The organism is Cellulosimicrobium sp. NPDC057127, from assembly GCF_042670945.1.
Lineage (GTDB): Bacteria > Actinomycetota > Actinomycetes > Actinomycetales > Cellulomonadaceae > Cellulosimicrobium.
In genome coordinates this window covers 239,259-263,697 of sequence record NZ_JBHUUP010000003.1, presented here as the reverse complement: position 1 = coordinate 263,697, position 24,439 = coordinate 239,259, and the positions used below count along the sequence as shown (strand labels likewise).

The following is a 24,439-nucleotide window of genomic DNA, read 5'->3' as shown; positions in this document are numbered from 1 at the left end:
GTTTCTGACGCACGGCGAGTCTGGCACACCTGGGCCGGAGAGCGCTAGCCGCGGTGTGGGCTCGACGGCACGGTGGACCTGGACCACGATGGGCGTGGCGGACGAGGAGGTGCGCGGCGCATGGCCTGGTACACCGAGCACGTGGTCGACGCCGGTCGGGCGCCCGCGCTGTTCGCGCTCGTCGGGTTCGTGGTGACGTTCGTGGTCGTGCGGGCGATCACGCGGCACATCCGCGCGTCGAGCGCGCCGGGTGCCCAGGCCCCGGCGGGCAGGCAGGACGCGGCCGGTGAGGCGTCGGCGGGCGGCCGCGAGCGCCGCGGGCTGGTCGGGGACGTGACGATCGGCGGGGTGCACGTGCACCACCAGGTGTGGGGCATCCTGCTCGTGCTGCTCACGGGGATGCTGGAGTTCCGCTACTCCCCCGGCAGCCCGTGGTCGGAGGTGCTGGCGCTGCTCTTCGGGGCGGGCGCGGCGCTCGCGCTCGACGAGTTCGCGCTGTGGCTGTACGTCGACGACGTGTACTGGACGCCCGAGGGGCAGCGGTCGATCGTCGCGATCCTCGTGGGCGGCGCGCTCGGGGGCGCGCTGCTGCTGTCGGCGTCGCCGGTCGGCGAGACGCCGGACGACGCGTCGACGGCGGGCCGCGTCGCGTACGTCGTGACGGTCGTGGTGCACCTGGTCCTCGCGTTCGTGGCGGTCCTCAAGGGCAAGCTCGCGACCGGGCTCATCGGCGTCGTGGTGCCCGTGGTCGCGCTGGTGGGCGCGGTGCGCCTCGCGAAGCCGTCGTCGTACTGGGCGCGGCGGCGGTACGCGGGCCGTCCGCGGCGCAGGGAACGGGCCGAGCGGCGCTTCGGCCCGGGGTACCAGGCACGGCAGGAGCGGCTGCGCACCCTGCTCGGCGGCGCACCGAGCGCGGCGGACCCCCGGCCGGACGGCGCCACGACCGGCCGGTCCTCGTAGGTAGCCCGCGAGCCCGTCTCGTCGTCGACGGCGTCCCCGTCCGACCCGAGCGGGTCTCACCGGGCACGGCACGGACCTCGACACCCCGGCCGCCCGGGACGACGATGGAGTGACGATGCCGCGCGTGCGAGATCCCCGGGGTCACCGACTCCTCGAGCAGGTGGCGCGGCGGTGCGCGCGGGCGCACGATCCGTTGCTGCTCCTGCGCGACGTCGCGGCAGCGGTGCGTGCCGAGGTCCCGTACGCCGCGGCGGGCTGGCTCCTCGTCGACCCGGACACGCTCCTGCTGACCGGCGTGCACGCCGAGGGTGTCACGCGTGTGCAGCACCTCGCGCTCATCGAGCTGGAGGGCGCCGAGGGCGACGTGAACGCGTTCCGCGATCTGGCGGAGCGGGAGGTGGCGGCGGCCTCGCTGTCGGGCGCGACGGACGGGGACCTCGCCCGCAGCGCACGCTGGCGGGCGGTGTACCGCCCGGCCGGGTACGGCGACGAGCTGCGCACCGTGTTCCGCTCCGCGTCCACCACGTGGGGGCACGCGTGCCTGACCCGGCGAGCCGGCGACCCGTTCTTCTCCGCGGCGGAGGTCGCGCTCGTCGCCCGGGCGTGCCCGCACGTCGGCAACGGGTTGCGCGCCGCGCTCCTGCTCGGCGCCGCGGCACCCGGCGCGGACCCGAGCGCACCGGCCCTGGTGGTCCTGGACGACGGCGGTGCGGTGCGGTCCGTCAGCGAGCGCGCGTCGCGGTGGCTCGGCCCGCTGGAGGACGACTCGTTGGCGAGCACGATCGTGCTGCACGAGGTGGCGCGGCGCACGCGCGCGCTCGCCGCGGGCGCCACCGGCCCGCCGGCGTTCGCACGGGCACGGTCGGTCGGCGGGGACTGGCTCGCGGTGCGCGGGACGCTGCTCGACGACGGCGCCGTCGCGCTGGTCTGCGAGCCGGCGAGCCGGGCCCAGGTCGCGCCCGTCCTGCTGCGCCTGCGCCGCCTGACCGACCGCGAGCGGGAGGTGACCGGGCTGCTGCTGCGCGGCACGTCGACGGCGGCGATCGCGCGCGAGCTGTGGATCACCCCCGAGACGGTGCGCGGCCACGTCAAGACGGTCTTCGCCAAGCTCGGGGTGACCAGCCGGCCGGAGCTCGCCGCCCTGCTCGCGGACGAACCGGCGACGGCGCTGGTCAGGACGGGGCCGTCGTGAGCGTCCGTGCGTCGGCGGTGGCGATCTCCTGCGCCACCCGCCGGGCGGTGCGCCCGACGTAGCCGGCGAGCCCTGGGCGGAAGACGAAGCCGACGAACCGCAGCCCGGGCGCGGCCTCGGCGCCGTCGCCCTCGCACGGCATGCCACGGTCGTCGAGGACGTCGAGCGCGCCCACGAGCCGTTCCAGGCCGGTGCGGTACCCGGTCGCCGCGACGACGACGTCGGCGGGCACGACGTCGCCGCCGGCGAGGACGACGCCGTCGCGCTCCAGCCGCACGACGGACGGCACGCACCGCACCGCGCCGGAGCGGATCGACTCGAGGACCTCGGGGTCGACGATCGCGGTGCCCGCGCCCCGGGCGAGGAGCTGGGAGACGGCACCCTGCGTGGGGCGCGGGAGCCCGTGGGGCGACAGGTCGCCGACCGTGGCCCGCTGGAGCGCGAAGAGCAACCGGTCCACGAGGCGCACGGGCAGGCGCAGCAGGAGCGGGACGGGCAGGTCACCGGGCAGACCGCCGACCTCGCGCAGCAGGATGTTCGGCGGCGTGCGGACCGCGAGGTGCACCTCGGCGGCACCCGCCCGCGCGAGCTCGTGCGCGATCTCCAGTCCCGTGGACCCGGCGCCGACGACCACGACGCGCCGGCCCACGAACGGGTACGGGTCGCGGTACCGCGCCGCGTGGAGCAGCTCGCCGTCGAACGTCCCGGGCCAGGACGGCACGACGGGTTCGCGGTAGATCCCGGTCGCGACGACGACGTGGTCCGCGCGGCGGCTCCCGTCCGCCGTGTCGACGGCCCAGGAGCCGCCGTCGCGCCGGATCGTGCGCACGTCCACGCCCGTCTCGACGACGACGCCGCGCTCGGCGGCGTACCGCTGGAGGTACGAGACGTACTGGTCGCGCGTGGGGAACTGGCCGAACGCGCGCGGGAACGGCGCGCCGGGCAGCGCGGACCGACGGCGGGAGGTGTTGAACCGCAGGGCGTCGTAGCGCGCGGACCACGCCGCGCCGACGTCGCCGCGCTCCAGCACGGACGCCCGGACGCCGCGCGCGGTCAGCTCGGCCGCGGTCGCGAGCCCGGACGGTCCCGCGCCGACGACGAGCACGCGGGGTGCGGTGCGCACGGGGTGGACATGGTGGCCTCCTCCACGACGGCCGAGGACGGGCCGTCGCTCCCAGGCTCGCGCGCGCCCCGGCGCGCGACCATCCCTCACCTGGGGGGTCTTCCGCCCCGCTCAGAGCATGCGCGCGAGCAGCCGGTCGCGGTCGACGAGCTGGTGCTTGAGGACGAGCCCGAGGTGCAGCGCGAGCGCGACGAAGAGCACGACGTGGCTGGCGACGTGCAGCCACAGCAGGTCGTCGTCGGTGAGGAGCAGCAGGATCCCGGTCGCGGGCATGACGAGCAGCGCCCCGTACAGCGCGAGCTCGGTGCCGTGCGCGAGGCGACGCTCGCCGGCGGACAGGCCCGGCGCCCACGGCGGCAGGGGTGTGCGGCGGCGCCAGGCGAGGCGCACGAGGGTGACGACGAGGATCATCAGGCCCAGGGCGACGTGCACCGCGAGCAGCGAGTCCGCGTCGCCGTCCAGCAGCCCCGCCACACCGTCGTCGTCCCCGCCACGGCCCCGGCCGCGCCCCGGCTCGCCGCCGCGCCCGCGACCGCGGCCCTGACCGCCGTCGTCGTCGTCGAGCAGGTACCCGACCGCGAGCTGCGCCGCGAGCGCGACGACGGTGACCCAGTGCAGGGTCTTCGTCACGGCCCCGTAGCCGCTCGCGTCGTTGCGCAGCCTCACGGCGGCATCATCGCCGCTCCGACGGGCGAGGGCCAGCGGTCGCGAGCACCGGTCCGCCCCCGGACGGCGTGCGCGGGGACCGCGCCGTAGCGTGATCGGCATGACCCCTCCCGCCCAGCACGACGTCCTCGTCCTCGGCGGCGGCAACGCCGGCCTGTCCCTCGCAGGGCGCCTGCGGCGCGACGGCTGCCGCGACGTCGCGGTCGTCGAGCCGAAGGACGTGCACGAGTACCGGCCGCTGCTGTCCTACGTGGCCGCCGGCATGGCCACGGTGGACGACCTCACCCGGCCGCAGGACGACGTCGTGCCCGACGGGGTGCGCCGGTACGCCGACCGTGTGGTCGGTGTCGACGCCGAGCGCTCCGTCGTGCGCCTCGCCGGCGGCACCGAGCTGGGGTACGGCGACCTCGCGGTGTGCCCGGGCGCGGAGGTCGACTGGGACGCGGTGCCGGGCGCGCAGGAGGCCGTCGGCACGCCCCACGCCGCGACGAGCTACGTGACCGGGCTGGCCGCGAAGACGTGGACGATGCTGTCCTCGCTCACGTCGGGCCGCGTCGTGTTCGCGGTGTCCGCCCGGCACGTGCCGTGCTTCCCCGTCGCGTACAAGCCCCTGTTCGTCGCCGCCGACCACTGGCGGCGCGCGGGCGTGCTCGACGCGATCGACATCCAGCTCGTCGTCGAGGCGCACCGGCTCGTCGACGACCCGCGCGCCGAGCCCGCGCTGCGCGCCGCCGCCGACCGGTACGGCGTGCACGTGCGCACCGGCACGAGGCTCGACTCCGTGGACGCCGCCGACCGCACGGTCCGGCTGCGCGGCCAGCACGGCACGAGCACCACGGCGTACGACGCCCTGTACGTGGCGCCACCGCACCGGGCACCGGGCTGGATCGCGGACAGCGGACTCGCCACCCCCGAGAGCGACGGCTTCGTCGCCGTCGACCCGCGCACCCTCCAGCACGTCGCCCACCCGCGCGTGTGGGGGCTCGGCGACGCGGCCGCCGTCGACGCGATGCCGTCCGGCGGCGCGCTGCGACGCCAGGTGCCCGTCGTGGCGCGCAACATCCAGGCGCGGCGCAAGGGCACGCCGATGCAGCACTACGACGGCTACACGGTCGCCCCCGTGACGACGTCGCGGCGCGAGCTGCTGCTCGCCGAGTACGACCGCGAGGGCCGGCCCGACCCGGGCTTCCCGCTGGTGGACCTCGCCCGGCCGCGCGGCAGCCTGCTGCTGTTCGACCGCTACCTCCAGCCACCGATCTACTGGCGCCGGCTCGTCCAGGGCAAGGTGTCCTGACCGGGCGCACGCCCGCGCGCCACCAGCGACCGGGGCCCGAGCGATGAGTTCCGGCGCCGTCCGCGGTCTGGCCCCGGAACACCCCACCGTGCACCGAGGAGCCCCTTGTGACGACGAGCCTGCCCGCCGACCTCGACCACACCTTCACCGGACCCATCGGCGTCGAGGTCCGGGGCGAGACCTGGACGTGCGTCGAGGTGCCCGCATCGGCCGAGCTGCTCGGCACCGGTCGCTCGGTGCGCGTCGACGCGACCGTCGACGACGTCCCCGTCCGTGACGTCGGTCTCATGCCCACGGGCCAGGGCGGGCACATGCTGTCGCTCAACGCCCGGCTGCGCGCCCGGCTCGGCAAGGACGTGGGCGACACCGTGACCGTGCGCATCGAGCGGCGCCTGACCTGAGCGGTCCTGCGCCCCGCGCGGGGCGGACTACGCTCGACGGGTGGCTACCTTCTCCGCCGTGACCCGCCAGCACATCCTCGCCGCGATCGCGGAGCACGACGACCGCGGGGCCGAGAACTTCCTCGGCGTCTACGGGTTCACGCCGTCGGTCCGCGAGACGCTCGACCACGACGGCCGCACCTACGACGCCAAGGCGATCCTCGGCGTCGCCCACCGGCACGCGACCGGTCGCGTCGCCACCGCCGACGAGCTGGCCGGCGGCAAGGTCGACGCGGTGACGATCCTGCGCAAGCACGGCTTCGACGCCACCGGCCCCGTCGCCCCGCCGCCCCCCGCCCCGGCACGCCGGACGTCGTCCGCCCCGCGCGCGCGGACGGCGACGCCCCGCCGCGCGCCCGAGCCGGAGAAGCCGCCGGCCGTGTGCCCGACGTGCTTCATGACGCTCCCCGCCACGGGCATCTGCGACAGCTGCGGTTGAGCCCGGTGCGCATGCAGCCGGACGATGACGCCGGGCGACCCGTGCGAGCCGGCGGCCCGTACCGGCTCGCCGCAGCGCTGCTGCTGGTCGGCGCGCTCGCGGTCGCCGCGTCGCCCGTGCTGCTCTCGCTGTGGCAGCACTCCGGCGACGAGGCGCTCGACTGCCTGCTCCGGCCGTGGCCCCACGGGATCGTCAGCCAGGAGTCGTTCGTCGACGCGGAGTACGGCATCGCCCCGTCCCGTCTGGTCTGCACGTGGCAGCGTCCGTCCGAGACAGCGCCCGAGGTGGAGACGTACCTCCTCGGCCCGCCGGCCGACACCGTCGCCGTCGTCCTCCTCGTCGCCGCTGGCGTGACGGCGGGCGTGGCGGGCGGCCTCCACCTCGCCCGACGCTAGGTCCGCCGGAGCGCGAAGAAGAACGGGCGCCTCCCACGGGCGTCCATGAGCCCGAGCAGGGTGTCGTCGTCGACGGCGCGGAGGTGGTCGTCGATCGGCTGCGCGTCGTAGGTCATGGTCGCGCTCACGACGCCGCGGTACGCCGTCGAGCGCAGGCGGGCCCGCGGCCAGCGGGTGCGGGCGGCCGGGAGCGCCGGGCGCACGAGGCGCGCGACGCCCGGCCGGCGCAGCAGGGGTGCGACCCGCACCACGAGGCCGAGGGGCGCGAGCGCCGGGTTCAGGGCGAGGACGCCGCCACGGCCGTCGTCGAACAGCAGCGGGTGCGCGTCTCCCCCGTCGAGGAACCGCTTGCCGTACCAGCCGAGCGCCTCGAGCGTGCCGTCGAGCGGGTGGCCCGTCGGGACGCCCGATCCGCGCCACGTCCCGACCAGGGCACCCGGGTCCGCGGCGGGCAGCGCGTCGAAGAGCGCGAGCGCCGCGGCCGGCGTCGTGCCCTGCTCGGCACGGCGGAGCGTCGCACGGCGCGATGACGGGTCCACGTCCCGATACTCACCGGACAGCGGTCACCTCGCGCGGCGACCAGACCCGTTGACGCCCCGGCGTCTTGCCCCGATCCTGGCCACGACGGACAACCCCGGTCGCCCGACGAAGGAGACGGTCCCGTGGCACGTCAGCCTCCCGACGACGTCACCGCGCCGCTCGTCGACGTGCTCGTCGTCGGGGCCGGTCCGGTCGGGCTCGCGCTCGCCGCCGACCTCGCTCGTCGCGGCGTCTCCGTGCGCGTCGTGGACACCCTCGACGCGCCGACGACGCAGTCGCGCGCCATTGTCGTCCACTCCCGCACGCTGGACCACCTGCAGGCGCTCGGTGCGCTCGACGGGATCCTCGCCCGCGCGAGGACCATCACGGGCATGGCCCTGCACACCCGCGGGCACGACGTCGGGCGCATCCCGTTCGACGCGATCACCGCCACCCACCCGTACTCGGTGTCGCTGCTCCAGACCGACACGGAGGCGGTGCTGGCGGAGCGGCTCGCCGCCCTGGGCGTCACGGTCGAGCGGTCGACCACGCTCACCGGGGCCACCGAGCACGAGGGCCACGTCGTGGCCGAGACGGCCCGGGGCGACGGGACGACCGGGACCGTGCGCGCGCGGTACGTCGTCGGTGCCGACGGGGCGCGCAGCGCCGTGCGCCACGTCATGGGCGAGCACCTGGAGGGCTCGTTCGCCGGCGACGACTTCCTCATCGGGGACGTCGACGGCGACCACGGCTACGACCGCTCGAGCTTCCACACCTTCTTCTCCCCCGGCGACACCACGAGCCTGCTGTTCCCGCTCCCCGGCGACCGCGTCCGCGTCCTCGCGCAGCTGCCGGACGGGACGGACCCGGACCGGCAGGTGACCCAGGACTGGCTGCAGCACACGCTCGACGAGCGCGGTGTCGCGCTGCGCATCCGCACCGCGCACTGGCTCACGCGATTCCGGCTCAAGCACGGCCAGGTGGGCCGCTACCGTCAGGGCCGGTTCTTCGTCGCGGGAGACGCGGCGCACATCCACAGCCCGGCGGGCGGCCTCGGCATGAACACCGGCCTGCACGACGCGGCCAACCTCGGCTGGAAGCTCGCGCGCGCCGTCCAGGCCCCGGCCCGGGACGGGTCCGCGGACGCACTGCTGGACAGCTACCACGCCGAGCGCCACCCCGTCGGCGCGGACGTCATCGCGTTCGCGACGCGCCTGACGCGCGTCGGCACCCTCAGCAACCCCGTCGCGCAGCGGGTGCGGGACGCCGTCGTGCACCTCGGCCTCCAGTCGTCGACGATCGTCACCCGCCTGTCCGAGACGGTCGAGCAGCAGCGGGTGCGCTACCGGGACAGCCCGGTCGTCCGCGGCGAGGGCGGGGCGCTGCGCCCCGGCGACTTCCTCCACCTGCCGGACACCGACGTCGGCGCCGCGCTCGCGCGCACCCCGGGTCACCTCGCCGTCGTCCTGCCCGACCACGACCCCGGCGGCCTCCTCGGCGGCGCCGCGGCACCCGACCTGCCCATCGGCGTCGCCGAGCTGGCGGTCTCCCGCCAGGACGCGGCGCGCCTCGCCGACGCGACCGGGCTGCGCCACGGCGGCGTGGTCCTGGTGCGGCCCGACGGGTACGTCGGCTACCTCGGCCCCGCCGCTGATGCGACCGGTCTCGCCGACTACCTGCGCGTCGTCGCCACCTGACCGCCGGCGACCGATTGCCGGTGCCCGTCGCGGCCCGCACCCTGGGACGGTGACCACGCCCCGCCTCCACGAGATCCGCCGCGGCCAGCTCACGTTCGACGTGCACGACGACGGCCCCGCCGACGGCGAGACCGTGGTCCTGCTCCACGGCTTCCCCGAGGACTCGTCGAGCTGGACGCGTGCGACACCGCTGCTGCACGAGGCCGGGCTGCGCACCGTCGCGCTCGACCAGCGCGGCTACTCGCCCCGCGCGCGTCCCCTCGCACGGGCGGCGTACCGGCTCGACTTCCTCGTCCAGGACGTCCTGGCGCTGCTGGACCGGACCGGACCGGCGCACCTCGTCGGCCACGACTGGGGCGGCAACGTGGCGTGGGCGCTCGCTGCGTGGGCGCCCGAGCGGGTGCGCAGCCTCACGGTGCTCTCCACACCGCACCCGGGCGCGCTCGTGCGCTCGCTCACGCGTTCGGACCAGGCGCTGCGGTCGCTCTACGCCGGCTTCTTCCAGCTGCCCGTGCTGCCCGAGGTGCTGCTGTCCCGCGCGATGCCGTCCCTGCTCCGCCGCTCCGGCGTACCCGCCGAGGACGCCGACCGCTACGCCGCGCGCATGCGCGAGCCGGGCGCACTGCGGGCGGCGCTGAACTGGTACCGCGCCCTCCCGCTGGCCCGCACGCCGGTCGCCGACGTCACCGTCCCCACCACGTACGTGTGGGGAAGCGGCGACCAGGCTCTCGGGCGGCGCGCCGCGGAGGACACCGAGCGCTTCGTGCGGGCGCCGTACCGCTTCGTCGAGCTCGACACCGGCCACTGGCTGCCCGAGACCACCCCCACCGAGGTCGCCGGGGCCGTGGCCGACCGCGTCGCGGCCGCACGGTGACGCGCGTGCGGAGCAGGACTCCCCCGCTCGTCCCCGGCGACCTCGTCCGGGTCGCCGCGCTCGTCAGCCTCCTGGTCGCCCCGTTCGTGCTGGGCGGGCTCGGCGCCGCCCTGTTCCTGCTCGTGCTCGGCGGCACCATGGTCCCGCGCGCGCTCGGGGTCCCCGCCGCGCTGGACGTCCCGTACAGCGCGTCGCTGCTGCTCGCCGCCTGGGCGGCGCAGCTCTCCTGGTACGAGGCCGTGCCGTGGCTCGACCTGCCCGTGCACGCCGCCTGCACGGGTCTCATCGCGGCCGTCGCCTACCTCGCCCTGGCGCGCTGGGGCCTCGCTCCCGGCGTCGGTGCCGATCCCGGTGCGCGACGTCGCGTCGCGGCGGTCGTCACGACGACCGGCCTCGGTGCGCTCGGCGCGATCCTGTGGGAGATCGGCGAGTGGGCCGGCTACACGTACCTCGACGACCGGATCGGCGTCGGGTACACCGACACGATCGGGGACCTCGCCTGGGCGGTGGGCGGCGCCGTCCTCGCCGGGGCCCTGGTCCCGCTCGGCGGCCGGTCGCGCTCGGCGCCGTCTCCCACGGCGCCGAGCGCGCGGGGCGTCAGCCGGCGTGCGCGGGCTGCACGTCGAGCACCCACGTGACGCCGAACCGGTCGGTCAGCATGCCGAACCCCGGGCTCCACGGCGACGCGGCGAGGGGCTCGATCACGTCGGCGCCGTCGGACAGCGCCTCCCAGTACGCGGCGACCTCGGCGAGCGTCTCGCCACGCACCGACTGGAAGAACGTGCGGTCGGTGATCGTGGCGCCGTTCTCGCGCGTGGTGGTGCCGGCGATCGCGGCGGGGTCGGTGTCGTCGTGGCCCGGCACGTCGTACGCCATGAGACGAAACCCGTCCGCGGTCGTGACCTGGCCGAAGACGACCTTGTCGGCACCCGGCAGCTCCTTCGGCATGCCGACGTCGCCGTACGTCGTCGCGACGACGTCCCCGCCGAAGACGGTGCCGTAGAAGTCGAGCGCCTGGCGCGCGGTCCCGCGGAAGTTGAGGTGCGTGGTGGTGCTGATGCTCATGAGATGTCCTTCTCGTCGCTGGTGCGGTGCGGCGGTCCGCCGTCAGGAGGACGCTCCCAGCCTCAGAGGACAGGTGCGGTCCGCTGAGTGCAGCAGACTGGTCGCATGATCGGAGGCTCGTCACGGATGCTGTCACTCCTGTCGCTCCTGCAGACGCGGCGCGACTGGCCCGGGCAGGTGCTCGCCGAGCGGCTCGGCGTGACGCCGCGCACCGTGCGCCGGGACGTGGACCGGCTCCGCGAGCTCGGGTACGCGATCGATGCCACGAAGGGCCGGCACGGCGGCTACCGCCTCGCGGCGGGGTCCGACCTCCCGCCCCTGCTGTTCGACGACGAGCAGGCCGTGGCGATCGCCGTGGCCCTGCAGAGCGCGCCGTCCAGCGGCGTCGCCGTCGACGAGGCCGCGGAGCGGGCGCTCGCGACGGTCCGGCAGGTCATGCCCTCGCGGCTCCGCCACCGGGTCGACGGCATCCGGTTCACCGGCTCGGAACCGGTGGCTCGCGTGGCACCGGACGTGCTCGAGGCCGTGAGCACCGCGGTGCGCGACCGCCGGACGCTGCGCGTCGACTACGCGGGCGCGGACGGCCCGCCGCGTCACGTCGAGCCGCACGACGTCGTCGCGAAGAGCGGCCGCTGGTACCTCGTCGCGTGGGACCTCGGCCGGGACGACTGGCGGATCTTCCGCCTCGACCGCCTGTCCCCGCGCACGCCCGGCGGCGTCCGCTTCGTCCCGCGACCGCTGCCCGCGCCGGACGCGCGCTCGTTCCTCGCCGCGCGGTCCAAGGGGTCGGAGGCGGAGGACCGGTGGCCCTGCACCGGCGAGGTCGTCGTCGAGCTGCCGGCGACCGAGGTGGCGCGGTGGGTCGACGACGGCGAGGTCACCGCGGTCGACGAGCGCTCGTGCCGCCTCGTGGTCGGCTCGTGGTCCTGGCCGAGCCTCGTCGCGCTCGTGCTGCGCTTCGACGCCCCGTTCACCGTGGTCGGCCCGGAGCCGCTGCGCCAGGCCGCGGCCGCGCTCTCCGCCCGGCTCGCGGCGGCTACGACGGCTACCACGTGACCCGAGAAGAGGACCGCGCCCGACCGCCTCGCGCGGGAGGATGGCGACCATGGCCGACGACGCTCCCGCACCCGAACCGCTGATCGTCCCCGACGCCCCCGCCTGGCGGGCGTGGCTCGACATCCACGAGGGCACGTCCGACGGCGTGCGCCTCGTCCTCGCGAAGAAGGGCACGACCGAGCCGACGTCGCTCACCTACGCCGAGGCGCTCGAGGAGGCGCTGTGCAGCGGGTGGATCGACGGCCGTCGCAACGCACGCGACGCCGCTACGTTCCTGCAGCACTTCACCCCGCGGCGCGCCCGCTCGCTGTGGTCGCGGCGGAACGTCGCGATCGTCGCCGACCTCGTCGCGTCGGGCCGGATGCGCGCCCGCGGGCACGCCGAGGTGGAGCGGGCCCAGGCCGACGGACGCTGGGACCGCGCGTACGCAGGCCCGGCTGCGGCCGAGGTGCCGCCGGACCTGGCCGCAGCGCTGGAGCGCTCGCCCGCCGCCGCGGCGCGGTTCGCCGGGCTGTCCCGCGTCGACCGATTCCTGGTCATCACCCAGGTCGTCACGGCGCCGGACGACGCCGTGCGCGCTCGCCGGATCGAGAAGGCCGTGTCAGGCCTCGAGCGCGGCGAGGCCTGAGGGCGCGGGCGTCAGCGCGACGAGGGGACCTCGACGTCGGCGTCCTCCTGCGCCGCGCTCGGTGCGGAGCGCCGCGCGAGCACGAGCGGGACCGCCGCGAGCGCAACCCCGATCGCGGCGCCGATCGCGTTGGCGAGCACGTCGTTCGTGTCGCACGACCGGCCGAGCGCGGGCAGGAGCGTCTGCAGGGCCTCGATGGCCACGGATCCGACCACGCCGCCCGCGAGCGCCCACCAGGGTCGTCGGCCCGCAACGGCCGCGAGCAGCACCGGGGGGACGAACAGCGCGATGTTCGCCAGCATCTCGACGTTGCCGAGCGACGGGAGCTGCCAGTTCAGGACGCAGCGCTCGGCGTCGCCGCCGGTCGGCACGAGCGTGAGGAACGCGACGGGCAGGAGCGAGACGGCGAAGGCCGCCCATGCGGCGCGCGGGCGGTCGACGAGGCGTCGCCCGGCGAGCGGGCCGAGGACCACGAGCGCGACGAGGACCGCGGGGGGCAGCCACGGGTGGGTGAGGATCACCTGCATGAGCACGAGGGGCGACGCTACCCGCGATGCGCCCGGCGCGCGTTCAGCGCACGCGGGCTGGTCGTGACCGGCGCTCGAGCCGGATCGCGACGGCGGCGAGCGCCGCACCGACGAGCGAGCCGATGGCGTTGGACAGCCAGTCGTTGGTGTCGCAGGACCGCCCGAGCGCGGGCGCGAGCGCCTGCACGGTCTCGATGACGGCGGACGTCGCGAGGCCGCCGAGCAGCGCGAGGACCGGGCGGCGGGTGGCGACCGCCGCGAGCAGCACCGGCGGGACGAACAGGATCACGTTGGCCATGAGCTCGACGCGGCCGAACGTCGGCAGCGCCCAGCCGACGGCGCAGCGCTCGAGCACCTCGCGGCCCGTCGGCACGAGGGTCAGCAGGGCGACCGGCAGCAGCGAGACGCCGCACAGCGTCCACGCGGTGCGCGGGCGTGCGAGCAGCCACGTGCCGACGGGCGGGCCGAGCAGCACGAGCACGGCCAGCACGGCCGGGGAGAACCAGGGGTGGGCGACGAGCAGGGTGGTGATCACGTGGGCCGAGACTAGTGGTCAGCCGGTCTCGACGGTCTCCCGCCGCTTCTGCCGGGCGAACCGTGCGGGCAGGTCGGGGCCGTCCCAGACCTGGATCGCCTTCCAGATGGACGCGGCGATCGGGACCGCGAGCACGGCGCCGGTGATGCCGGCGAGGACGGTGCCGGCGGTCAGGGCGACGAGGATGACCAGCGGGTGCAGGCGCAGCGTGCGGCCCATGACGACGGGCTGGAGCAGGTCGCCCTCCAGCTGGTTCACGCCGACGACGATCGCGACGACGATGAGTGCCTCGACCGGCCCGAGGGCGACGAGCGCGACCAGCGCGGACAGGATGCCGGCGAGCGTCGCGCCGACGAGCGGGATGAACGCGAGGAGGAACACGAGGACCGACAGCGGGACGACGAGCGGGACGCCGACGATCGCGAGGCCGATGCCGATGGCGACGGCGTCGACGAGCGCGATGATCGCGGTGCCGCGGACGTAGCCGCCGAGCGTGCTGACGGTCGCGTCGCCGACGCGCTGGCCGCGCGCGTACCGCTCGCCCTCGAAGGGGCGCAGGAGAAACTCCCACATCGCCGGGCCGTCCTTGAGGAAGAAGAACAGCACGACGATCATGACGAGGAAGCCGGCGACGAAGTCGACGGTCTGGGAGACGCCCGCGAGCGCCCCGGCACCGACGGCGTCGGACTGCAGGAACCCGACGACGGAGTCCTGCACCGACTGCAGCTGCTCCTGGGAGATGTCGAACGGCAGGTTCTCGGCGAACGTCTGGAGCTCGTCGAAGCCCTCGATCGCCTGGTCGCGCAGGGTCGGCCACTGGTCGACGACGGCCGCGGCGACGAGCCACACGACGCCGGTGAGCACCGCCACGAGCGCGACCAGCGAGATGATCGTCGCCAGGAACGACGGCACGCCCTTGCGCCGCAGGAGGCTCACGAGCGGCGAGATCGCGGCCGCGAGCACGAGCGCGATGAGCACGGGGATGACGATGAGCGTCAGCCGCGTGACCACGAACACCGCGACGGCGATGAGGGCGAGGATCGCCAGCACCTGGAGCGACCGCGTCCCGGCACGCCCCACGCCGTCGGCCCAGAGCTGCGAGACGCCGGGGCGCTCCCTTCCGCCCGGCCCGGGCTCCGCCGTCGTGCTCCCGCGGTCGACCGGCGTACCGCCGGCGGGCTGGAGGGCCTCGGGCTTCGGGTCGTCGGCGCGCTGCGGTGCGCGCTCCTGCGATCGGCGCCTGCCCCAAGCCATCTGGTCCCCTCTCGTCACGCGGTCAGGGGCCACAGTGCCACGTCGTCCGGCCGCCCGCCGGTCGGGACGCTCAGCTCCAGTCGAAGGTCAGCACCGCGGTGCGCGTCTCGGGCTCGAAGAACAGCAGGATCGCGTCCGGACCCTGGGTGCGCCACGGGTACCCGGCCGTCGCGGCGACGAACGTGAACGGGCGCCCGTCGGCGAGGCGCAGCGTCGGGGTGACCGGGTCGTCCTGGTCGAGCACGTACGCGGCGGGCGGTTCGAAAGCCGTCCAGTTGCCGTGCCCAGGATCGCCACCGAGCTGGTCCACGAGCGCGTTGTCGGTGGACGCCCCGAGGCGCTGACGGGTCGGTTCCGCCGGGTCGCCCCACACGAGCGCGCCGAGCTGCGCGTACCGGACGCGCGTGCCCGCGAGCTGCTCCTGCGCCTGCGCGTACGTCGCTGCCAGCGAGGCGGAGACCCTGCCCCGCGCCTCCTGGTCCTCGATCTCGAAGAACCGCCGGTCGCCGAGGAAGCGGTAGCGCCCGTCGTCGTCGACGTGGAACGAGATCCAGTTCTCGGTCACCTGGTCGTCGTGATGGCGGGTGGTCTCCTCACCGAGCAGCCCGGACTCGGGCTCGACGGGGCTGAGCAGGTGGATCCTGCCCGACCACCTCGGGTGCACCGCCGCGAGGTCGACGGACACGAGGGGGTGCAGGACGCGGCTGAGCCACGGCTGGCCCGGGTCGAACACCTCAGCCGGGTCGGGCAGCACGGTGATCCGTGCGTCGGGCGTCGTGACCCGCTCCCCTTCCCCGACTGACCGCTCAGTCATCGCCATCGAACAGCCCGCCGTCGAGCAGCCAGTGGTAGCGCAGGCGCAGCGCGCGCTCGGTGCTGGCCACGAGGGTCGCAACCACGAGCGCGACGTTGACCGTCCCCGTGAGGTGGATCGGGGAGGTGAAGGTGCCGACCCGCTCCGCGACGGGCGGGATCTGCGAGACCTGTTCCACGATCTGCGGGACACCGAGCACGAGCGCGACGGCGAGGACCGCCCAGGAGACGACCCCGATGGTCCGGCTGGCGCCTGGGTGCTCGCGGTCGAGACGCGCGCGGCGCCCCTCGGCGGACGCCGGGTCGGGTACGAGCTGCTGCTGCGTACCGTCCTCGCGCACGTAGTGGCAGCGCCTGAGCCCGTAGCTGCTCGTGGCCACCTCGACGACCCCGCCGGTGACGGGGAACTCGGCGGGGAGCTTGGAGGTCGCCTGATGGCGGCCGTCGCGGTACAGGCGGGCGCGCACCTCGCCGTCGTCCTTGTCGCCCCAGAGCCGCACGTCGACGGACCACGTCTCCGCGCGGCCGTCCTCGCCGGTGAGCCGCAGGTGGAACAGGGTGCGCGAGAGCGGCTGCCACCAGCGGAAGCGTGGCAGGGAGTGCCCGTCGCCGGGCCTGAGTCGCCGGGCGGCTCGCCGCCGCTTCCAGTTCGAGGACACGCACGGCAACCTAGCAACGACGGCCGAGATGTGCCCTTCGCTCCCGGTTGTCGGCCGCTACCGCACGACCCGGTGGCGGTGGTAGACGACGTCCGTCGGGAAGACGCGGCTCTCGACGAGCTCGAGGTCGACGTGCCGCCCGTGCTGGGCGAAGTACGAGACGCCTCCGCCGACCAGCACCGGGTAGACCATGACGCGGTACTCGTCGATGAGGTCGTGCGCGGCCGCCTCGGCGGCGAGCGTCGCGCCGCCGATCGCGATGAGGCCCTCCCCCGGTTCGGCCTTCAGCTTCTCGATCTCGGCCACCACCCCACCCGTGGCCAGGCGCGCCGCACCCTGCACCTGCGTGAGCGTGGTCGAGAACACGACCTTCGGCAACGGGTTCCACAGGTCCGCCCAGGCGCGTTCGCCCTCGTCGAACGACGCGGCGTTGTCCGGATCCTCCCAGTACAGCATCGTCTCGTAGAGCCGACGCCCGAGCAGGTGGACGTCGACCTGCCGGATCTCGTCGGTGAAGTGCTGGAACACCTCCGGATCGGGACCGCCCCAGTCGAAGTCGCCGTCCGGCCCGGCGATGTAGCCGTCCAGCGAGGTGCTCATCGAGTAGATCACGTCACGCATCGGTCGTCTCCTTCGGTCGCGGGTACGGCACGTGGACCGGTGGGAGGTGTCAAACTCGTCGGCCCGGCGCTGCCTCGCTCCGGTCCGCGGGCTCGTCCGCGGTGAGGTCCTGCGTCCCGAGCACGCCGAGCAGTCGGATCTTCTCCTCCGACTCGCTGCCTGGTGCAGCCGTGATGACGAGCAGCGCCTGGAGCTGGTCCTCGGTGAGCAGCACCTGGCAGTCCACCTCGATCTCGCCCACCTCGGGGTGCACGAGCACCTTGTGGTCGGCGAACCGCCGCGCGACCTCCTGCCGGTCCCACAGCGCGGCGAACTCCGGGCTGGTCTCCTGGAGCGCGGTGACGAGCTCGCCGGCACGCGACGTCGCCCCGAGGGTCCCGACGGCGGCTCGCAGGCCCGCGACGAGCGCCCGGCCCTGCCGCGCGCGGTCGTGCTCGGGATAGACGGCGCGCGCCGTCTCGGGGTGGGCGAACCAGCGGTAGATCTCGCTGCGCTCCCAGCCCGTGTGCGCGGTGGCGTCGCCGTAGAGGGCGCGGGCGAGGTCGTTCTGCGCGAGCGTCTGCCCGAGCGGGTCCAGGATGAGCGCCGGGGTGTCGGAGAGCCGATCGAGCACGCGCTGGAGCGCGGGCGCGACGTGGCCGGGGTCGGCGGTGCGGTCCGGCACGCCGTGGCCGGCGACGCGGTAGAGGTAGTCGCGCTCGTCGGCCGTCAGGCGCAGCGCGCGGGCGATCGAGGCGAGGATCTGCGTGCTCGGCTGCGGACCGCGCTGCTGCTCCAGGCGCGTGTAGTAGTCCGTGGACATGAGGGCAAGCTGCGCCACCTCCTCGCGGCGCAGCCCCGGTGCCCGACGGCGCAGCCCGGGTCCCAGCCCGACGTCGCCCGGCTGCAGAGCCTCGCGGTGGCGGCGGAGGAAGTCGGCGAGGGCGGCACGGTCCATGAGGCCCATCGTGGTCGGCGGGGGCGGTCCGTGCCAGGGATCGCCGGTCCCCCGTTGACCGGTCTCTGCCGCCGCCGGCGACGGCTGCCGAGGATCGAGCCATGGACATCACGAACAGCACCGTCTTCATCCCCGGCGCGACGAGCGGCATCGGGCTCGCGCTCGCCGTCGCGCTCCACGAGCAGGGCAGCACCGTCGTCGTCGGTGGGCGGCGGACCGAGCTGCTCGAGCAGATCGCCGCCGAGCACCCTGGCATCGACACCGTCCGCGTCGACACCACGGACCCGGAGAGCATCGCATCGGCCGCCAAGGAGGTGCTCGAACGGCACCCCGACCTCGACACCCTCGTCACGATGGCCGGCATCATGCGCATCGAGGACTGGCACCACCCCGAGGGCTTCCTCGAGAGCGCCGAGGAGATCTTCACGACGAACGTGCTCGGTCCGATCCGGCTCATCGGTGCGTTCGTCGAGCACCTGCAGACCCGCCCGCACGCCACCGTCGTCACCGTGTCGTCCGGCCTCGCGTTCGCGCCGCTCAAGGCCACGCCGAGCTACGACGCGTCCAAGGCGGCGATCCACATGCTCAGCGAGGCGCTTCGCCTGCAGCTCGCCGACACGAGCGTGCGCGTCACCGAGATCGTGCCGCCGTCTGTGGCGACCGACCTACTCCCCGGCCAGCGCGAGAGCGCCTTCGCGATGCCGCTCGACGACTTCGTCAGCGAGGTCGTCGAGCTGCTCCGCACCCAGCCCGACGCCCACGAGATCCTCGTCGAGCGCGTGAAGCTCCTGCGCCACGGCGAGGCGCGCGGCGACTACGACCAGGTCGTCGCGACGCTCAACGCGTCGGACCCGCACTGACCCCGCGCGGCCGTGACGGCCGATGATCGCGGACTACGCGACGTCGGCGCTCGGGCGGGGGGCGAAACACGCCGACGCCCAGTGCCCGCAAGGAGCGCGCTGACCTTGCGGCCCGGGTCCTCCGACCTGTCGTTCGGCATATGGTGTGCGGCATGGCGTCGGCGTACGAGCCGGTGGACCCCCACCCCCGTGACCTGGAGATCCTGGCGGTACTCCAGGACCGAGACGGCGTCCTGACCGAGGTCCGTCTCGCCGATGGTCGCCTGCTTCCGGTTTGGGACATCGCGTGGGGCTACGACGCCGGAGACGAATGGTCACACGTGACGTCGAACTGCAGCCCCGGTCCGCGCGGAGCCCCGATCGACCTCTTCCTTACGAGTGAGGTGGAGAGCCTCTGGGCGCCTGAGACAGGGCACTGCCTCGTTGGCCCGTCGAAATAAGCGTGGGTTCTCATCCGAGGGCTTGAGCAGTTGCCTCAGAACAGCGGCCACGGGACGGCGGGCATGTCTCCCGACGGCGCGGGGAACCGCGCCGTGGTGAGCAGCCGTTCGCACCTGTCCGCGAGCGCCGCCACCTCGTCGGCCGTGAGGAGGTCGCCGAGCCGGCGCGCGAGGTCGCCGTCGAGATCCGTGCCGAGGCCCGAGCGCACGCGCTGGACGCCATCGAGTTCGTCGTCGCTGAGGCTCTCGCCGAGCCAGCCCCACAGCACCGTGCGGAGCTTGGGCTCGACGTGGAAGGTCACGCCGTGGTCGACACCGAGGCGTCGCCCGTCCGCGAGCGGGAGCACGTGCCCGCCCTTGCGGTCGGCGTTGTTGAGCACGACGTCGAGCACCGCCATCCGGCGCAGCGCCGCCGAGTCCTCGTGGACGAGGGCGACGGGCTGGTCGTCCTCGCCGAGCCCCTCCAGCACCGTCCGCACGCCCTCGGGCGGGACGTCGGGCGTCGGGACGACGTCGACCGGTGACTGGGACGCATCGATCTCTTGCCAGAGCTGCACCATGCCGGGGCCGAGCGGCCCGTCACGCAGCCACGTTCGGGGCACGACGCCCCACCCGGTCGTCTCCGAGACGAGGTACGCCGCGACCTCGCGGCCAGCGAGCGTGCCGTCGGGGAAGTCCCACAGCGGCCGCTCCCCCTCCACCGGCTTGTAGACGACGTCGACGTCGCCGATGCGGGCGCGGAACGTCGCGTTGGACGCGACGCGGATGCGTCCGACGACCTCGAGCGGTGCCGCGTCGAGGTCGTCGTGCGTGGTCGTCACGCCTCGTCGGGCAGCGCGCACTCGTGCCCGTCGGGGTCCATCGGCTCACCGCAGCGGGGGCACTGCGGGCGGCCGGACTTCACGACGGCGCGCGTGCGCTGCACGAAGGCGCGTGCGGTCCCGACGGGCATCCGGACGAGGAGCGCCTCGTCCGGCTCGGGCTCGTCCTCGTCGGGATCCAGGTCGTCGGCGTCCACGAGCGGGAACGCCTCGACGACCACCTGTGCCGTGCGCGGGTCCCAGGTGAGCCGCATGGATCCCGTGCGGAACTCCTCCTCGACAGGGAAGTCGAGGGGGTCGTCGTCGACGAGCTCGGCGGGCACGTCGGCGGGGACGCTCCACTTGTTGTCGGAGTCGTCCATCAGCTCGTCGAGGACGCGGTCGATCGTCTCGGCGAGGACGGCGGACTGCTCCTTCTCGAGGACGACGGCGGCCGTCCGGTTGCCTTCGCGGGCCTGCAGGTAGAACGTGCGGGATCCGGGCATTCCGACCGTGCCGACCACGACCCGGTCGGGCCAGTCGAACGCGTGCACGAGGGTAGGCATGGCCCCCACTCTACGAGCGGACCGCCGGTCAGGACGGCTGTAGGCCCGCCTCGCCGTCGGGCTCGCCGTGTCCGGCCCCGCCACCGACAGGGGCGTCACCGGCCGGCGCGGCCGCACGCAGCCAGGACAGGTCACCGGCCTCGCTGTTCGTCGCGATCACGTCCGGCCGGTGCGGGCCGTACCTGACGATCGACACGGACGCGGGGCCGACGACGATGCGCTGGAACAGGTCCAGGTGCATCCCGAGCGCGTCCGCGAGCACGGACTTGATCACGTCCCCGTGGGACACCGCGGCCCAGACCGCGTCGGCGCCGTAGCGTTCCGCCACCTCCGCGTCGTGGCGCCGGATCGCCGCGACGCTGCGGGACTGCATCGCGGCGAGCGACTCCCCGCCCGGGAACGCCGCCGCCGACGGCTGCGTCTGCACCACCTTCCAGAGTGGTTCACCGGCGAGGTCCTTCAGCGCCCGCCCCTGCCACTGCCCGTAGTCGCACTCGGTGATGCCGCGCTCGACGACCTGCTCCGGCGCCTCGCCCTGGCGCTCGACGAGCGCCCGCGCGGTCTGGCGGCAGCGTTCGAGCGGGCTGGTGACCACGCGCGCGAGCGGCACACCGGCCACGCGCTCGGCCGCCCGGACCGCCTGGTCGCGCCCGACGGCGTCCAGCCGGACGCCGCGCGCCCGCCCGGCGAGGATCCCTCCGGCGTTCGCGGTGGTGCGGCCATGGCGGACGAGGAGGACTGTGGGCATGCAGCGAGCGTAGGGGCTCCCATCACCGCGCGACGTGCGGAGCTGCCCGTCGCACCGGTACCGCGGCTCGTCCCGTCGAGGTCAAGCCTGGCGCGGGTGGCGGATCAGCAGATAGGCCTTGCAGCCCAGGCACCAACCCGTGGACGCGTTGAGTACCGCGACGCCGAGAGCGAGCAGCGTCAGGCTGTAGCCGGCGACGTCGAAGCCGGTGATGAAGAGGGCCAGCGCGAGAGCGGTGAGCACGAAGCCGACGAGCTGTGCGAACCTCGGCGGCCGAGCGTCTTCCAATCTGGCCGGCGGCCCGATGCGCGGCCAGATGAGTCGGGCGTAGATCTGGGCCCACAGCGACCACTGAAAGCTGACGAACGCGGTGAACCCGAACAGCGCGACCTGGGACGCCAGCAGGCCGAGGCTCAACGGGCGTGCGACGTCGACGACGAGAAGCACGACGGCGAGAACGCCCGCAGTCGCCCCAGCGCTGAATCGCAGGAGTCGCGGATCGACCTGGCCACGGAGCGGGCACGCGGTGATGCTGGAGCCGGGCATGAAGGCCTCCGCGAGGTAGGCGCCGACTGCTGATCTCAGCCTAGGCCGCTCCCTGATGCCGTGCACGAACCTCAGAGCGCTCGACCGAGCGACGAGCGCGACGACAGGTCGGTTCGTCGCCAGGCTTGCTGGGTAGGGTTTGCGGATGCGTGGGCCAGGGATCGACGAGGGCGGCGACGTCGAGCACGCCGAGGTGGCGCTGCGGTCGGTGCTCGCCGTGCTGCGCTCGAGCGAGCTCACCGACCGCTCGGCCCGGATCAAGGCCGAGCAGGTCGCCGTCGACGCGCTCATCGCGCTCGACGAGCGGCGTCCGGTGAGGAACGACGGCCTCGAGCCGGCGGTCGAGGCGTTCGAGCGCCTGCGTTCCGAGCTGCGGACCCTGACCCGCTACGGGTCCCTCGCGATCGACTTCGTCCAGCCGCCCGCCAACGGGCGTGCCGTGCCGACCGCCATCGCGGAGAGCGCCCGCTCGTGCGTCCGGGTGGCGCTTCTCGCGCAGATGGACGAGCAGTCCGCGACACGTGCCCGGGTGCAGTGGGACTGCGACGGGACGAACCTCCTGGTCGACGTCCACGACAACGGGCACGGCACCGCGAGTCGCGAGGACGACCGCTTCCGGCCCATCGCGCAGCGGGTGGAGCAGCTCCACGGCGACTGGACGGTCGAGGCGACGCCCGGGTGGGGCGGCCACCTGCACCTGCGGTTCCCGCTCGACGGCGCCGACCCGGCGGCCGCGCAGGACAGCATCGGGGCAGAGCTGACCGACCGGCAGAACCAGATCCGCACCCTCATCGCGCAGGGCCGGACGAACCGCGAGATCGCCGACGAGCTGGCCATCAGCACCAACACGGTTAAGTACCACGTGTCGGCGATGATGCGCGTGGTCGCGGTGCGACGCCGCGCCCAACTCGTCGCCGGCACCGGTGACGGCGCCCGGCCCTGACTACCCGTTCGGGTAGGCCGGCCGCCCTCGCGGGTAGGTCCGCGGTCCGCGGGTTGTCCGTAGGTTCGGGGCAGTCGCACGGTGCGGGGTTCGCCTCCCCGCCCGAAACCCGAGGAGGACAGATGGCTCACCGCGTACAGGGTGTCGTCGCGCGCAGCAAGGACGCACCGGTCACCGTCGAGACGATCATCGTGCCCGACCCCGGACCCGGTGAGGCGCTCGTCGCCGTCCTCACGTCCGGTGTCTGCCAGACCGACAAGCACTACGTCGCGGGCGGTGTCGGCGACGACTTCCCGTACCTGCTCGGGCACGAGGCCACCGGGGTCGTCGAGGCCGTCGGCGAGGGAGTGACCGAGGTGTCGGTCGGCCAGAAGGTCATCCTCAACTGGCGGGCCGTGTGCGGGCAGTGCCGCGCGTGCCGCAAGGGCCAGCTGCAGTACTGCTTCAACACGCACAACGCGACGAAGAAGATGACGCTCGAGGACGGCACGGAACTCTCCCCCGCCCTCGGAATCGGCGCCTTCACGGAGAAGACGCTCGTCGCCGCGGGCCAGTGCACCCCGATCGACGGCGACATCGCGGACGAGCAGAACGCCGCCGTCGGGCTGCTGGGCTGCGGGCTCATGGCCGGGATCGGCGCCGTCCTCAACACCGGCGAGGTCAAGCGGGGCGAGTCGGTCGCCGTCATCGGCTGCGGCGGCGTGGGCACCGCAGCGGTCGCGGGCGCCAAGCTGGGCGGCGCGACGACGATCGTCGCCGTCGACGTCACGGACGACAAGCTCGAGACGGCCCGCGCGCTGGGCGCGACGCACACCGTGAACTCCGCGAAGGAGGACGCCGTGGCACGGATCCGCGAGATCACCGGCGGCTTCGGTGCGGACCTCGTGATCGACGCCGTCGGCATCGCGGCGACCTACCAGCAGGCTTTCGAGGCGCGCGACCTCGCCGGGCGTGTCGTCCTCGTCGGCGTCCCGGACCCGGGCACCACGATCACGCTTCCTCTCGACGAGGTCTTCGGCCGGGGCGGCTCGCTCAAGTCCGCCTGGTACGGCGACGCGCTGCCGTCGCGCGACTTCCCGATGTTGGTGGACCAGTACCGGCTGGGCCGGCTGGACCTCGACGCCTTCGTCACCGAGCGCGTCGGGCTCGGTGACGTCGAGGCGGCGTTCGACAAGATGAAGGACGGTTCCGTGCTGCGATCGGTGGTGGAGCTGTGAGCGCGCGCATCGAGCACCTCGAGACGTCCGGCGTGTTCACCCTGGACGGCGGCTCGTGGGAGGTGGACAACAACGTCTGGATCGTCGGTGACGACGACGAGTGCGTCGTCATCGACCCGGCCCACGATGTAGACGCGATCAGCAATCAGGTGGGTGAGCGTCGCGTCGTCGCCATCGTGCTCACCCATGGTCACGACGACCACGTCGCCGAGGCCCCGCGCGCCGCGTCATTCCTCGGTGCGCCGACGTACCTCAACCCGGGCGACCTGGCGCTGTGGCGCCTGACGCACGCCGACCACGAACCCACGCACGAGCTCTGGGACGGCGACATCATCAAGGTCGCCGGGCTGACGATCGAGGCGATCCACACGCCCGGCCACACCCCAGGCTCGACCTGCCTGTTCATCCGCGAAGGGCTGGACACTCCCGTGCTGTTCAGCGGCGACACCCTGTTCCAGGGCGGCCCCGGTGCGACCGGACGCTCGTACTCCAACGAGCGCGTCATCAAGGACTCGATCCGCCGGCGGATCCTCACGCTCCCGGCGGAGACCGTCGTCCACACCGGCCACGGCCCGACGACGACCATAGCCGACGAGGCCGCGGCTCTCTGACCACCGCCTCTCGG

At 74.4% G+C, this 24,439-nt stretch carries 30 protein-coding genes; 15 read left to right on the top strand and 15 right to left on the bottom strand.

Translation table 11 applies throughout. From position 1 onward, the window contains the following. Positions 1 to 120: 120 nt before the first annotated feature. The gene (locus tag ACFTZA_RS04700) at positions 121 to 960 is read left to right on the top strand and encodes a hypothetical protein (protein ID WP_378191293.1); all 840 of its coding nucleotides are present in this window, start codon (positions 121 to 123) and stop codon (positions 958 to 960) included. 124 nt (positions 961 to 1,084) lie between these two features. After that, complete coding sequence (locus ACFTZA_RS04695) at positions 1,085 to 2,152, top strand: LuxR C-terminal-related transcriptional regulator (RefSeq protein ID WP_378191291.1); 1,068 nt, start codon at positions 1,085 to 1,087, stop codon at positions 2,150 to 2,152. Here the strand turns inward: ACFTZA_RS04695 and ACFTZA_RS04690 are convergent. Both ACFTZA_RS04690 and ACFTZA_RS04685 read right to left on the bottom strand, forming a co-directional pair. Continuing rightward, positions 2,133 to 3,275, bottom strand: a complete 1,143-nt coding sequence (locus tag ACFTZA_RS04690; RefSeq protein WP_378191289.1) for a flavin-containing monooxygenase — start codon at positions 3,273 to 3,275, stop codon at positions 2,133 to 2,135. The genes ACFTZA_RS04695 and ACFTZA_RS04690 overlap by 20 nt on opposite strands. Before the next feature lie 111 nt (positions 3,276 to 3,386). Next, positions 3,387 to 3,941 (bottom strand): cytochrome b, encoded by a 555-nt coding sequence (locus ACFTZA_RS04685; RefSeq protein ID WP_378191287.1) that lies wholly within the window; start codon positions 3,939 to 3,941, stop codon positions 3,387 to 3,389. A 100-nt stretch (positions 3,942 to 4,041) separates the two neighbouring features. Here ACFTZA_RS04685 and ACFTZA_RS04680 point away from each other — a divergent pair, with 100 nt between their 5' ends. The 4 genes from ACFTZA_RS04680 (at position 4,042) to ACFTZA_RS04665 (ending at position 6,509) form a co-directional block, all read left to right on the top strand. Beyond that, entirely contained in the window at positions 4,042 to 5,235 is a 1,194-nt protein-coding gene (locus ACFTZA_RS04680; RefSeq protein ID WP_378191285.1) for an NAD(P)/FAD-dependent oxidoreductase, read from the top strand. Between the two features lie 107 nt (positions 5,236 to 5,342). Beyond that, positions 5,343 to 5,636, top strand: coding sequence for a DUF1905 domain-containing protein (locus ACFTZA_RS04675; protein WP_378191284.1), 294 nt, complete (start codon positions 5,343 to 5,345; stop codon positions 5,634 to 5,636). Positions 5,637 to 5,676: 40 nt separating this feature from the next. Then, positions 5,677 to 6,114, top strand: coding sequence for a hypothetical protein (locus ACFTZA_RS04670; RefSeq protein WP_378191283.1), 438 nt, complete (start codon positions 5,677 to 5,679; stop codon positions 6,112 to 6,114). Between the two features lie 11 nt (positions 6,115 to 6,125). Then, on the top strand, positions 6,126 to 6,509 hold the full coding sequence (locus ACFTZA_RS04665; RefSeq protein ID WP_378191281.1) for a hypothetical protein: 384 nt from the start codon (positions 6,126 to 6,128) through the stop codon (positions 6,507 to 6,509). On the opposite strand, the gene ACFTZA_RS04660 is transcribed toward ACFTZA_RS04665, so the two are convergent. Continuing rightward, on the bottom strand, positions 6,506 to 7,048 hold the full coding sequence (locus ACFTZA_RS04660) for a DUF4334 domain-containing protein (protein ID WP_378191279.1): 543 nt from the start codon (positions 7,046 to 7,048) through the stop codon (positions 6,506 to 6,508). The two genes, ACFTZA_RS04665 and ACFTZA_RS04660, sit on opposite strands and share 4 nt — an antisense overlap. A gap of 123 nt (positions 7,049 to 7,171) precedes the next feature. On the opposite strand from ACFTZA_RS04660, the gene ACFTZA_RS04655 reads away from it, so the two are divergent. Genes ACFTZA_RS04655 through ACFTZA_RS04645 form a run of 3 tightly spaced genes read left to right on the top strand, consistent with a single transcriptional unit; the run spans position 7,172 to position 10,237 of the window. Further along, the gene (locus ACFTZA_RS04655; RefSeq protein WP_378191278.1) at positions 7,172 to 8,725 is read left to right on the top strand and encodes an FAD-dependent monooxygenase; all 1,554 of its coding nucleotides are present in this window, start codon (positions 7,172 to 7,174) and stop codon (positions 8,723 to 8,725) included. 49 nt (positions 8,726 to 8,774) lie between these two features. After that, positions 8,775 to 9,599, top strand: a complete 825-nt coding sequence (locus ACFTZA_RS04650; protein ID WP_378191276.1) for an alpha/beta fold hydrolase — start codon at positions 8,775 to 8,777, stop codon at positions 9,597 to 9,599. A gap of 5 nt (positions 9,600 to 9,604) precedes the next feature. Further along, entirely contained in the window at positions 9,605 to 10,237 is a 633-nt protein-coding gene (locus tag ACFTZA_RS04645) for a hypothetical protein (protein WP_378191274.1), read from the top strand. Here the strand turns inward: ACFTZA_RS04645 and ACFTZA_RS04640 are convergent. Continuing rightward, positions 10,197 to 10,664 (bottom strand): VOC family protein, encoded by a 468-nt coding sequence (locus ACFTZA_RS04640; protein ID WP_378191272.1) that lies wholly within the window; start codon positions 10,662 to 10,664, stop codon positions 10,197 to 10,199. The two genes, ACFTZA_RS04645 and ACFTZA_RS04640, sit on opposite strands and share 41 nt — an antisense overlap. Before the next feature lie 105 nt (positions 10,665 to 10,769). Between ACFTZA_RS04640 and ACFTZA_RS04635 the strand changes: the two genes are divergently transcribed. Both ACFTZA_RS04635 and ACFTZA_RS04630 read left to right on the top strand, forming a co-directional pair. Beyond that, the gene (locus tag ACFTZA_RS04635) at positions 10,770 to 11,720 is read left to right on the top strand and encodes a helix-turn-helix transcriptional regulator (RefSeq protein ID WP_378191271.1); all 951 of its coding nucleotides are present in this window, start codon (positions 10,770 to 10,772) and stop codon (positions 11,718 to 11,720) included. Positions 11,721 to 11,769: 49 nt separating this feature from the next. Continuing rightward, entirely contained in the window at positions 11,770 to 12,348 is a 579-nt protein-coding gene (locus tag ACFTZA_RS04630; protein ID WP_378191269.1) for a YdeI family protein, read from the top strand. A gap of 11 nt (positions 12,349 to 12,359) precedes the next feature. Here ACFTZA_RS04630 and ACFTZA_RS04625 read toward each other — a convergent pair whose 3' ends face one another. The 7 genes from ACFTZA_RS04625 to ACFTZA_RS04595 form a co-directional block, all read right to left on the bottom strand. Beyond that, positions 12,360 to 12,875 (bottom strand): VanZ family protein, encoded by a 516-nt coding sequence (locus ACFTZA_RS04625; protein ID WP_378191435.1) that lies wholly within the window; start codon positions 12,873 to 12,875, stop codon positions 12,360 to 12,362. Between the two features lie 43 nt (positions 12,876 to 12,918). Continuing rightward, positions 12,919 to 13,410 carry a VanZ family protein gene (locus ACFTZA_RS04620; protein ID WP_378191267.1) on the bottom strand — a complete coding sequence of 164 codons (492 nt, stop codon included), beginning with the start codon at positions 13,408 to 13,410 and terminating at the stop codon, positions 12,919 to 12,921. An 18-nt stretch (positions 13,411 to 13,428) separates the two neighbouring features. Next, positions 13,429 to 14,664 carry an AI-2E family transporter gene (locus tag ACFTZA_RS04615; RefSeq protein ID WP_378191265.1) on the bottom strand — a complete coding sequence of 412 codons (1,236 nt, stop codon included), beginning with the start codon at positions 14,662 to 14,664 and terminating at the stop codon, positions 13,429 to 13,431. Positions 14,665 to 14,734: 70 nt separating this feature from the next. After that, on the bottom strand, positions 14,735 to 15,478 hold the full coding sequence (locus tag ACFTZA_RS04610) for a hypothetical protein (RefSeq protein ID WP_378191263.1): 744 nt from the start codon (positions 15,476 to 15,478) through the stop codon (positions 14,735 to 14,737). Next, positions 15,471 to 16,136, bottom strand: a complete 666-nt coding sequence (locus ACFTZA_RS04605) for a hypothetical protein (protein WP_378191261.1) — start codon at positions 16,134 to 16,136, stop codon at positions 15,471 to 15,473. Before ACFTZA_RS04605 ends, ACFTZA_RS04610 begins: the two co-directional genes overlap by 8 nt. Before the next feature lie 57 nt (positions 16,137 to 16,193). Continuing rightward, positions 16,194 to 16,757 carry a dihydrofolate reductase family protein gene (locus ACFTZA_RS04600; protein ID WP_378191259.1) on the bottom strand — a complete coding sequence of 188 codons (564 nt, stop codon included), beginning with the start codon at positions 16,755 to 16,757 and terminating at the stop codon, positions 16,194 to 16,196. Positions 16,758 to 16,806: 49 nt separating this feature from the next. Next, positions 16,807 to 17,694, bottom strand: a complete 888-nt coding sequence (locus ACFTZA_RS04595; RefSeq protein WP_378191258.1) for a helix-turn-helix transcriptional regulator — start codon at positions 17,692 to 17,694, stop codon at positions 16,807 to 16,809. Positions 17,695 to 17,795: 101 nt separating this feature from the next. Here ACFTZA_RS04595 and ACFTZA_RS04590 point away from each other — a divergent pair, with 101 nt between their 5' ends. Continuing rightward, positions 17,796 to 18,554 carry an SDR family oxidoreductase gene (locus ACFTZA_RS04590; RefSeq protein WP_378191256.1) on the top strand — a complete coding sequence of 253 codons (759 nt, stop codon included), beginning with the start codon at positions 17,796 to 17,798 and terminating at the stop codon, positions 18,552 to 18,554. Positions 18,555 to 19,029: 475 nt separating this feature from the next. On the opposite strand, the gene ACFTZA_RS04585 is transcribed toward ACFTZA_RS04590, so the two are convergent. The 4 genes from ACFTZA_RS04585 to ACFTZA_RS04570 all read right to left on the bottom strand — a co-directional run bounded on the left by ACFTZA_RS04585 (position 19,030) and on the right by ACFTZA_RS04570 (position 21,654). After that, positions 19,030 to 19,815 carry an SCO1664 family protein gene (locus ACFTZA_RS04585; protein WP_378191254.1) on the bottom strand — a complete coding sequence of 262 codons (786 nt, stop codon included), beginning with the start codon at positions 19,813 to 19,815 and terminating at the stop codon, positions 19,030 to 19,032. Further along, positions 19,812 to 20,360, bottom strand: a complete 549-nt coding sequence (locus tag ACFTZA_RS04580) for a DUF3090 domain-containing protein (protein WP_378191252.1) — start codon at positions 20,358 to 20,360, stop codon at positions 19,812 to 19,814. Before ACFTZA_RS04580 ends, ACFTZA_RS04585 begins: the two co-directional genes overlap by 4 nt. Positions 20,361 to 20,388: 28 nt before the next feature. After that, complete coding sequence (locus ACFTZA_RS04575) at positions 20,389 to 21,108, bottom strand: histidine phosphatase family protein (protein WP_378191250.1); 720 nt, start codon at positions 21,106 to 21,108, stop codon at positions 20,389 to 20,391. Positions 21,109 to 21,189: 81 nt separating this feature from the next. Beyond that, positions 21,190 to 21,654, bottom strand: a complete 465-nt coding sequence (locus ACFTZA_RS04570; protein ID WP_378191248.1) for a DUF4395 domain-containing protein — start codon at positions 21,652 to 21,654, stop codon at positions 21,190 to 21,192. A gap of 145 nt (positions 21,655 to 21,799) precedes the next feature. Here ACFTZA_RS04570 and ACFTZA_RS04565 point away from each other — a divergent pair, with 145 nt between their 5' ends. The 3 genes from ACFTZA_RS04565 to ACFTZA_RS04555 all read left to right on the top strand — a co-directional run bounded on the left by ACFTZA_RS04565 (position 21,800) and on the right by ACFTZA_RS04555 (position 24,425). After that, positions 21,800 to 22,597: a LuxR C-terminal-related transcriptional regulator gene (locus tag ACFTZA_RS04565; RefSeq protein ID WP_378191246.1), complete on the top strand. Its 798-nt coding sequence runs from the start codon at positions 21,800 to 21,802 to the stop codon at positions 22,595 to 22,597. Positions 22,598 to 22,719: 122 nt separating this feature from the next. After that, positions 22,720 to 23,814, top strand: a complete 1,095-nt coding sequence (locus ACFTZA_RS04560; RefSeq protein WP_378191244.1) for an S-(hydroxymethyl)mycothiol dehydrogenase — start codon at positions 22,720 to 22,722, stop codon at positions 23,812 to 23,814. Beyond that, the gene (locus ACFTZA_RS04555; RefSeq protein WP_378191242.1) at positions 23,811 to 24,425 is read left to right on the top strand and encodes an MBL fold metallo-hydrolase; all 615 of its coding nucleotides are present in this window, start codon (positions 23,811 to 23,813) and stop codon (positions 24,423 to 24,425) included. Before ACFTZA_RS04560 ends, ACFTZA_RS04555 begins: the two co-directional genes overlap by 4 nt. Positions 24,426 to 24,439 lie beyond the last annotated feature (14 nt).

What these genes read in the sequence shown, in the direction of transcription:
- ACFTZA_RS04700 (WP_378191293.1), top strand. Translation starts at nt 121, where the DNA reads ATGGCCTGGTACACCGAGCACGTGGTCGACGCCGGTCGGGCGCCCGCG.
- ACFTZA_RS04680 (WP_378191285.1), top strand. Translation starts at nt 4,042, where the DNA reads ATGACCCCTCCCGCCCAGCACGACGTCCTCGTCCTCGGCGGCGGCAAC.
- ACFTZA_RS04665 (WP_378191281.1), top strand. Translation starts at nt 6,126, where the DNA reads ATGCAGCCGGACGATGACGCCGGGCGACCCGTGCGAGCCGGCGGCCCG.
- ACFTZA_RS04640 (WP_378191272.1), bottom strand. Translation starts at nt 10,664, where the DNA reads ATGAGCATCAGCACCACCACGCACCTCAACTTCCGCGGGACCGCGCGC.
- ACFTZA_RS04635 (WP_378191271.1), top strand. Translation starts at nt 10,770, where the DNA reads ATGATCGGAGGCTCGTCACGGATGCTGTCACTCCTGTCGCTCCTGCAG.
- ACFTZA_RS04630 (WP_378191269.1), top strand. Translation starts at nt 11,770, where the DNA reads ATGGCCGACGACGCTCCCGCACCCGAACCGCTGATCGTCCCCGACGCC.
- ACFTZA_RS04625 (WP_378191435.1), bottom strand. Translation starts at nt 12,875, where the DNA reads ATGCAGGTGATCCTCACCCACCCGTGGCTGCCCCCCGCGGTCCTCGTC.
- ACFTZA_RS04615 (WP_378191265.1), bottom strand. Translation starts at nt 14,664, where the DNA reads ATGGCTTGGGGCAGGCGCCGATCGCAGGAGCGCGCACCGCAGCGCGCC.
- ACFTZA_RS04610 (WP_378191263.1), bottom strand. Translation starts at nt 15,478, where the DNA reads ATGACTGAGCGGTCAGTCGGGGAAGGGGAGCGGGTCACGACGCCCGAC.
- ACFTZA_RS04600 (WP_378191259.1), bottom strand. Translation starts at nt 16,757, where the DNA reads ATGCGTGACGTGATCTACTCGATGAGCACCTCGCTGGACGGCTACATC.
- ACFTZA_RS04595 (WP_378191258.1), bottom strand. Translation starts at nt 17,694, where the DNA reads ATGGACCGTGCCGCCCTCGCCGACTTCCTCCGCCGCCACCGCGAGGCT.
- ACFTZA_RS04590 (WP_378191256.1), top strand. Translation starts at nt 17,796, where the DNA reads ATGGACATCACGAACAGCACCGTCTTCATCCCCGGCGCGACGAGCGGC.
- ACFTZA_RS04580 (WP_378191252.1), bottom strand. Translation starts at nt 20,360, where the DNA reads ATGCCTACCCTCGTGCACGCGTTCGACTGGCCCGACCGGGTCGTGGTC.
- ACFTZA_RS04575 (WP_378191250.1), bottom strand. Translation starts at nt 21,108, where the DNA reads ATGCCCACAGTCCTCCTCGTCCGCCATGGCCGCACCACCGCGAACGCC.
- ACFTZA_RS04570 (WP_378191248.1), bottom strand. Translation starts at nt 21,654, where the DNA reads ATGCCCGGCTCCAGCATCACCGCGTGCCCGCTCCGTGGCCAGGTCGAT.
- ACFTZA_RS04565 (WP_378191246.1), top strand. Translation starts at nt 21,800, where the DNA reads ATGCGTGGGCCAGGGATCGACGAGGGCGGCGACGTCGAGCACGCCGAG.
- ACFTZA_RS04560 (WP_378191244.1), top strand. Translation starts at nt 22,720, where the DNA reads ATGGCTCACCGCGTACAGGGTGTCGTCGCGCGCAGCAAGGACGCACCG.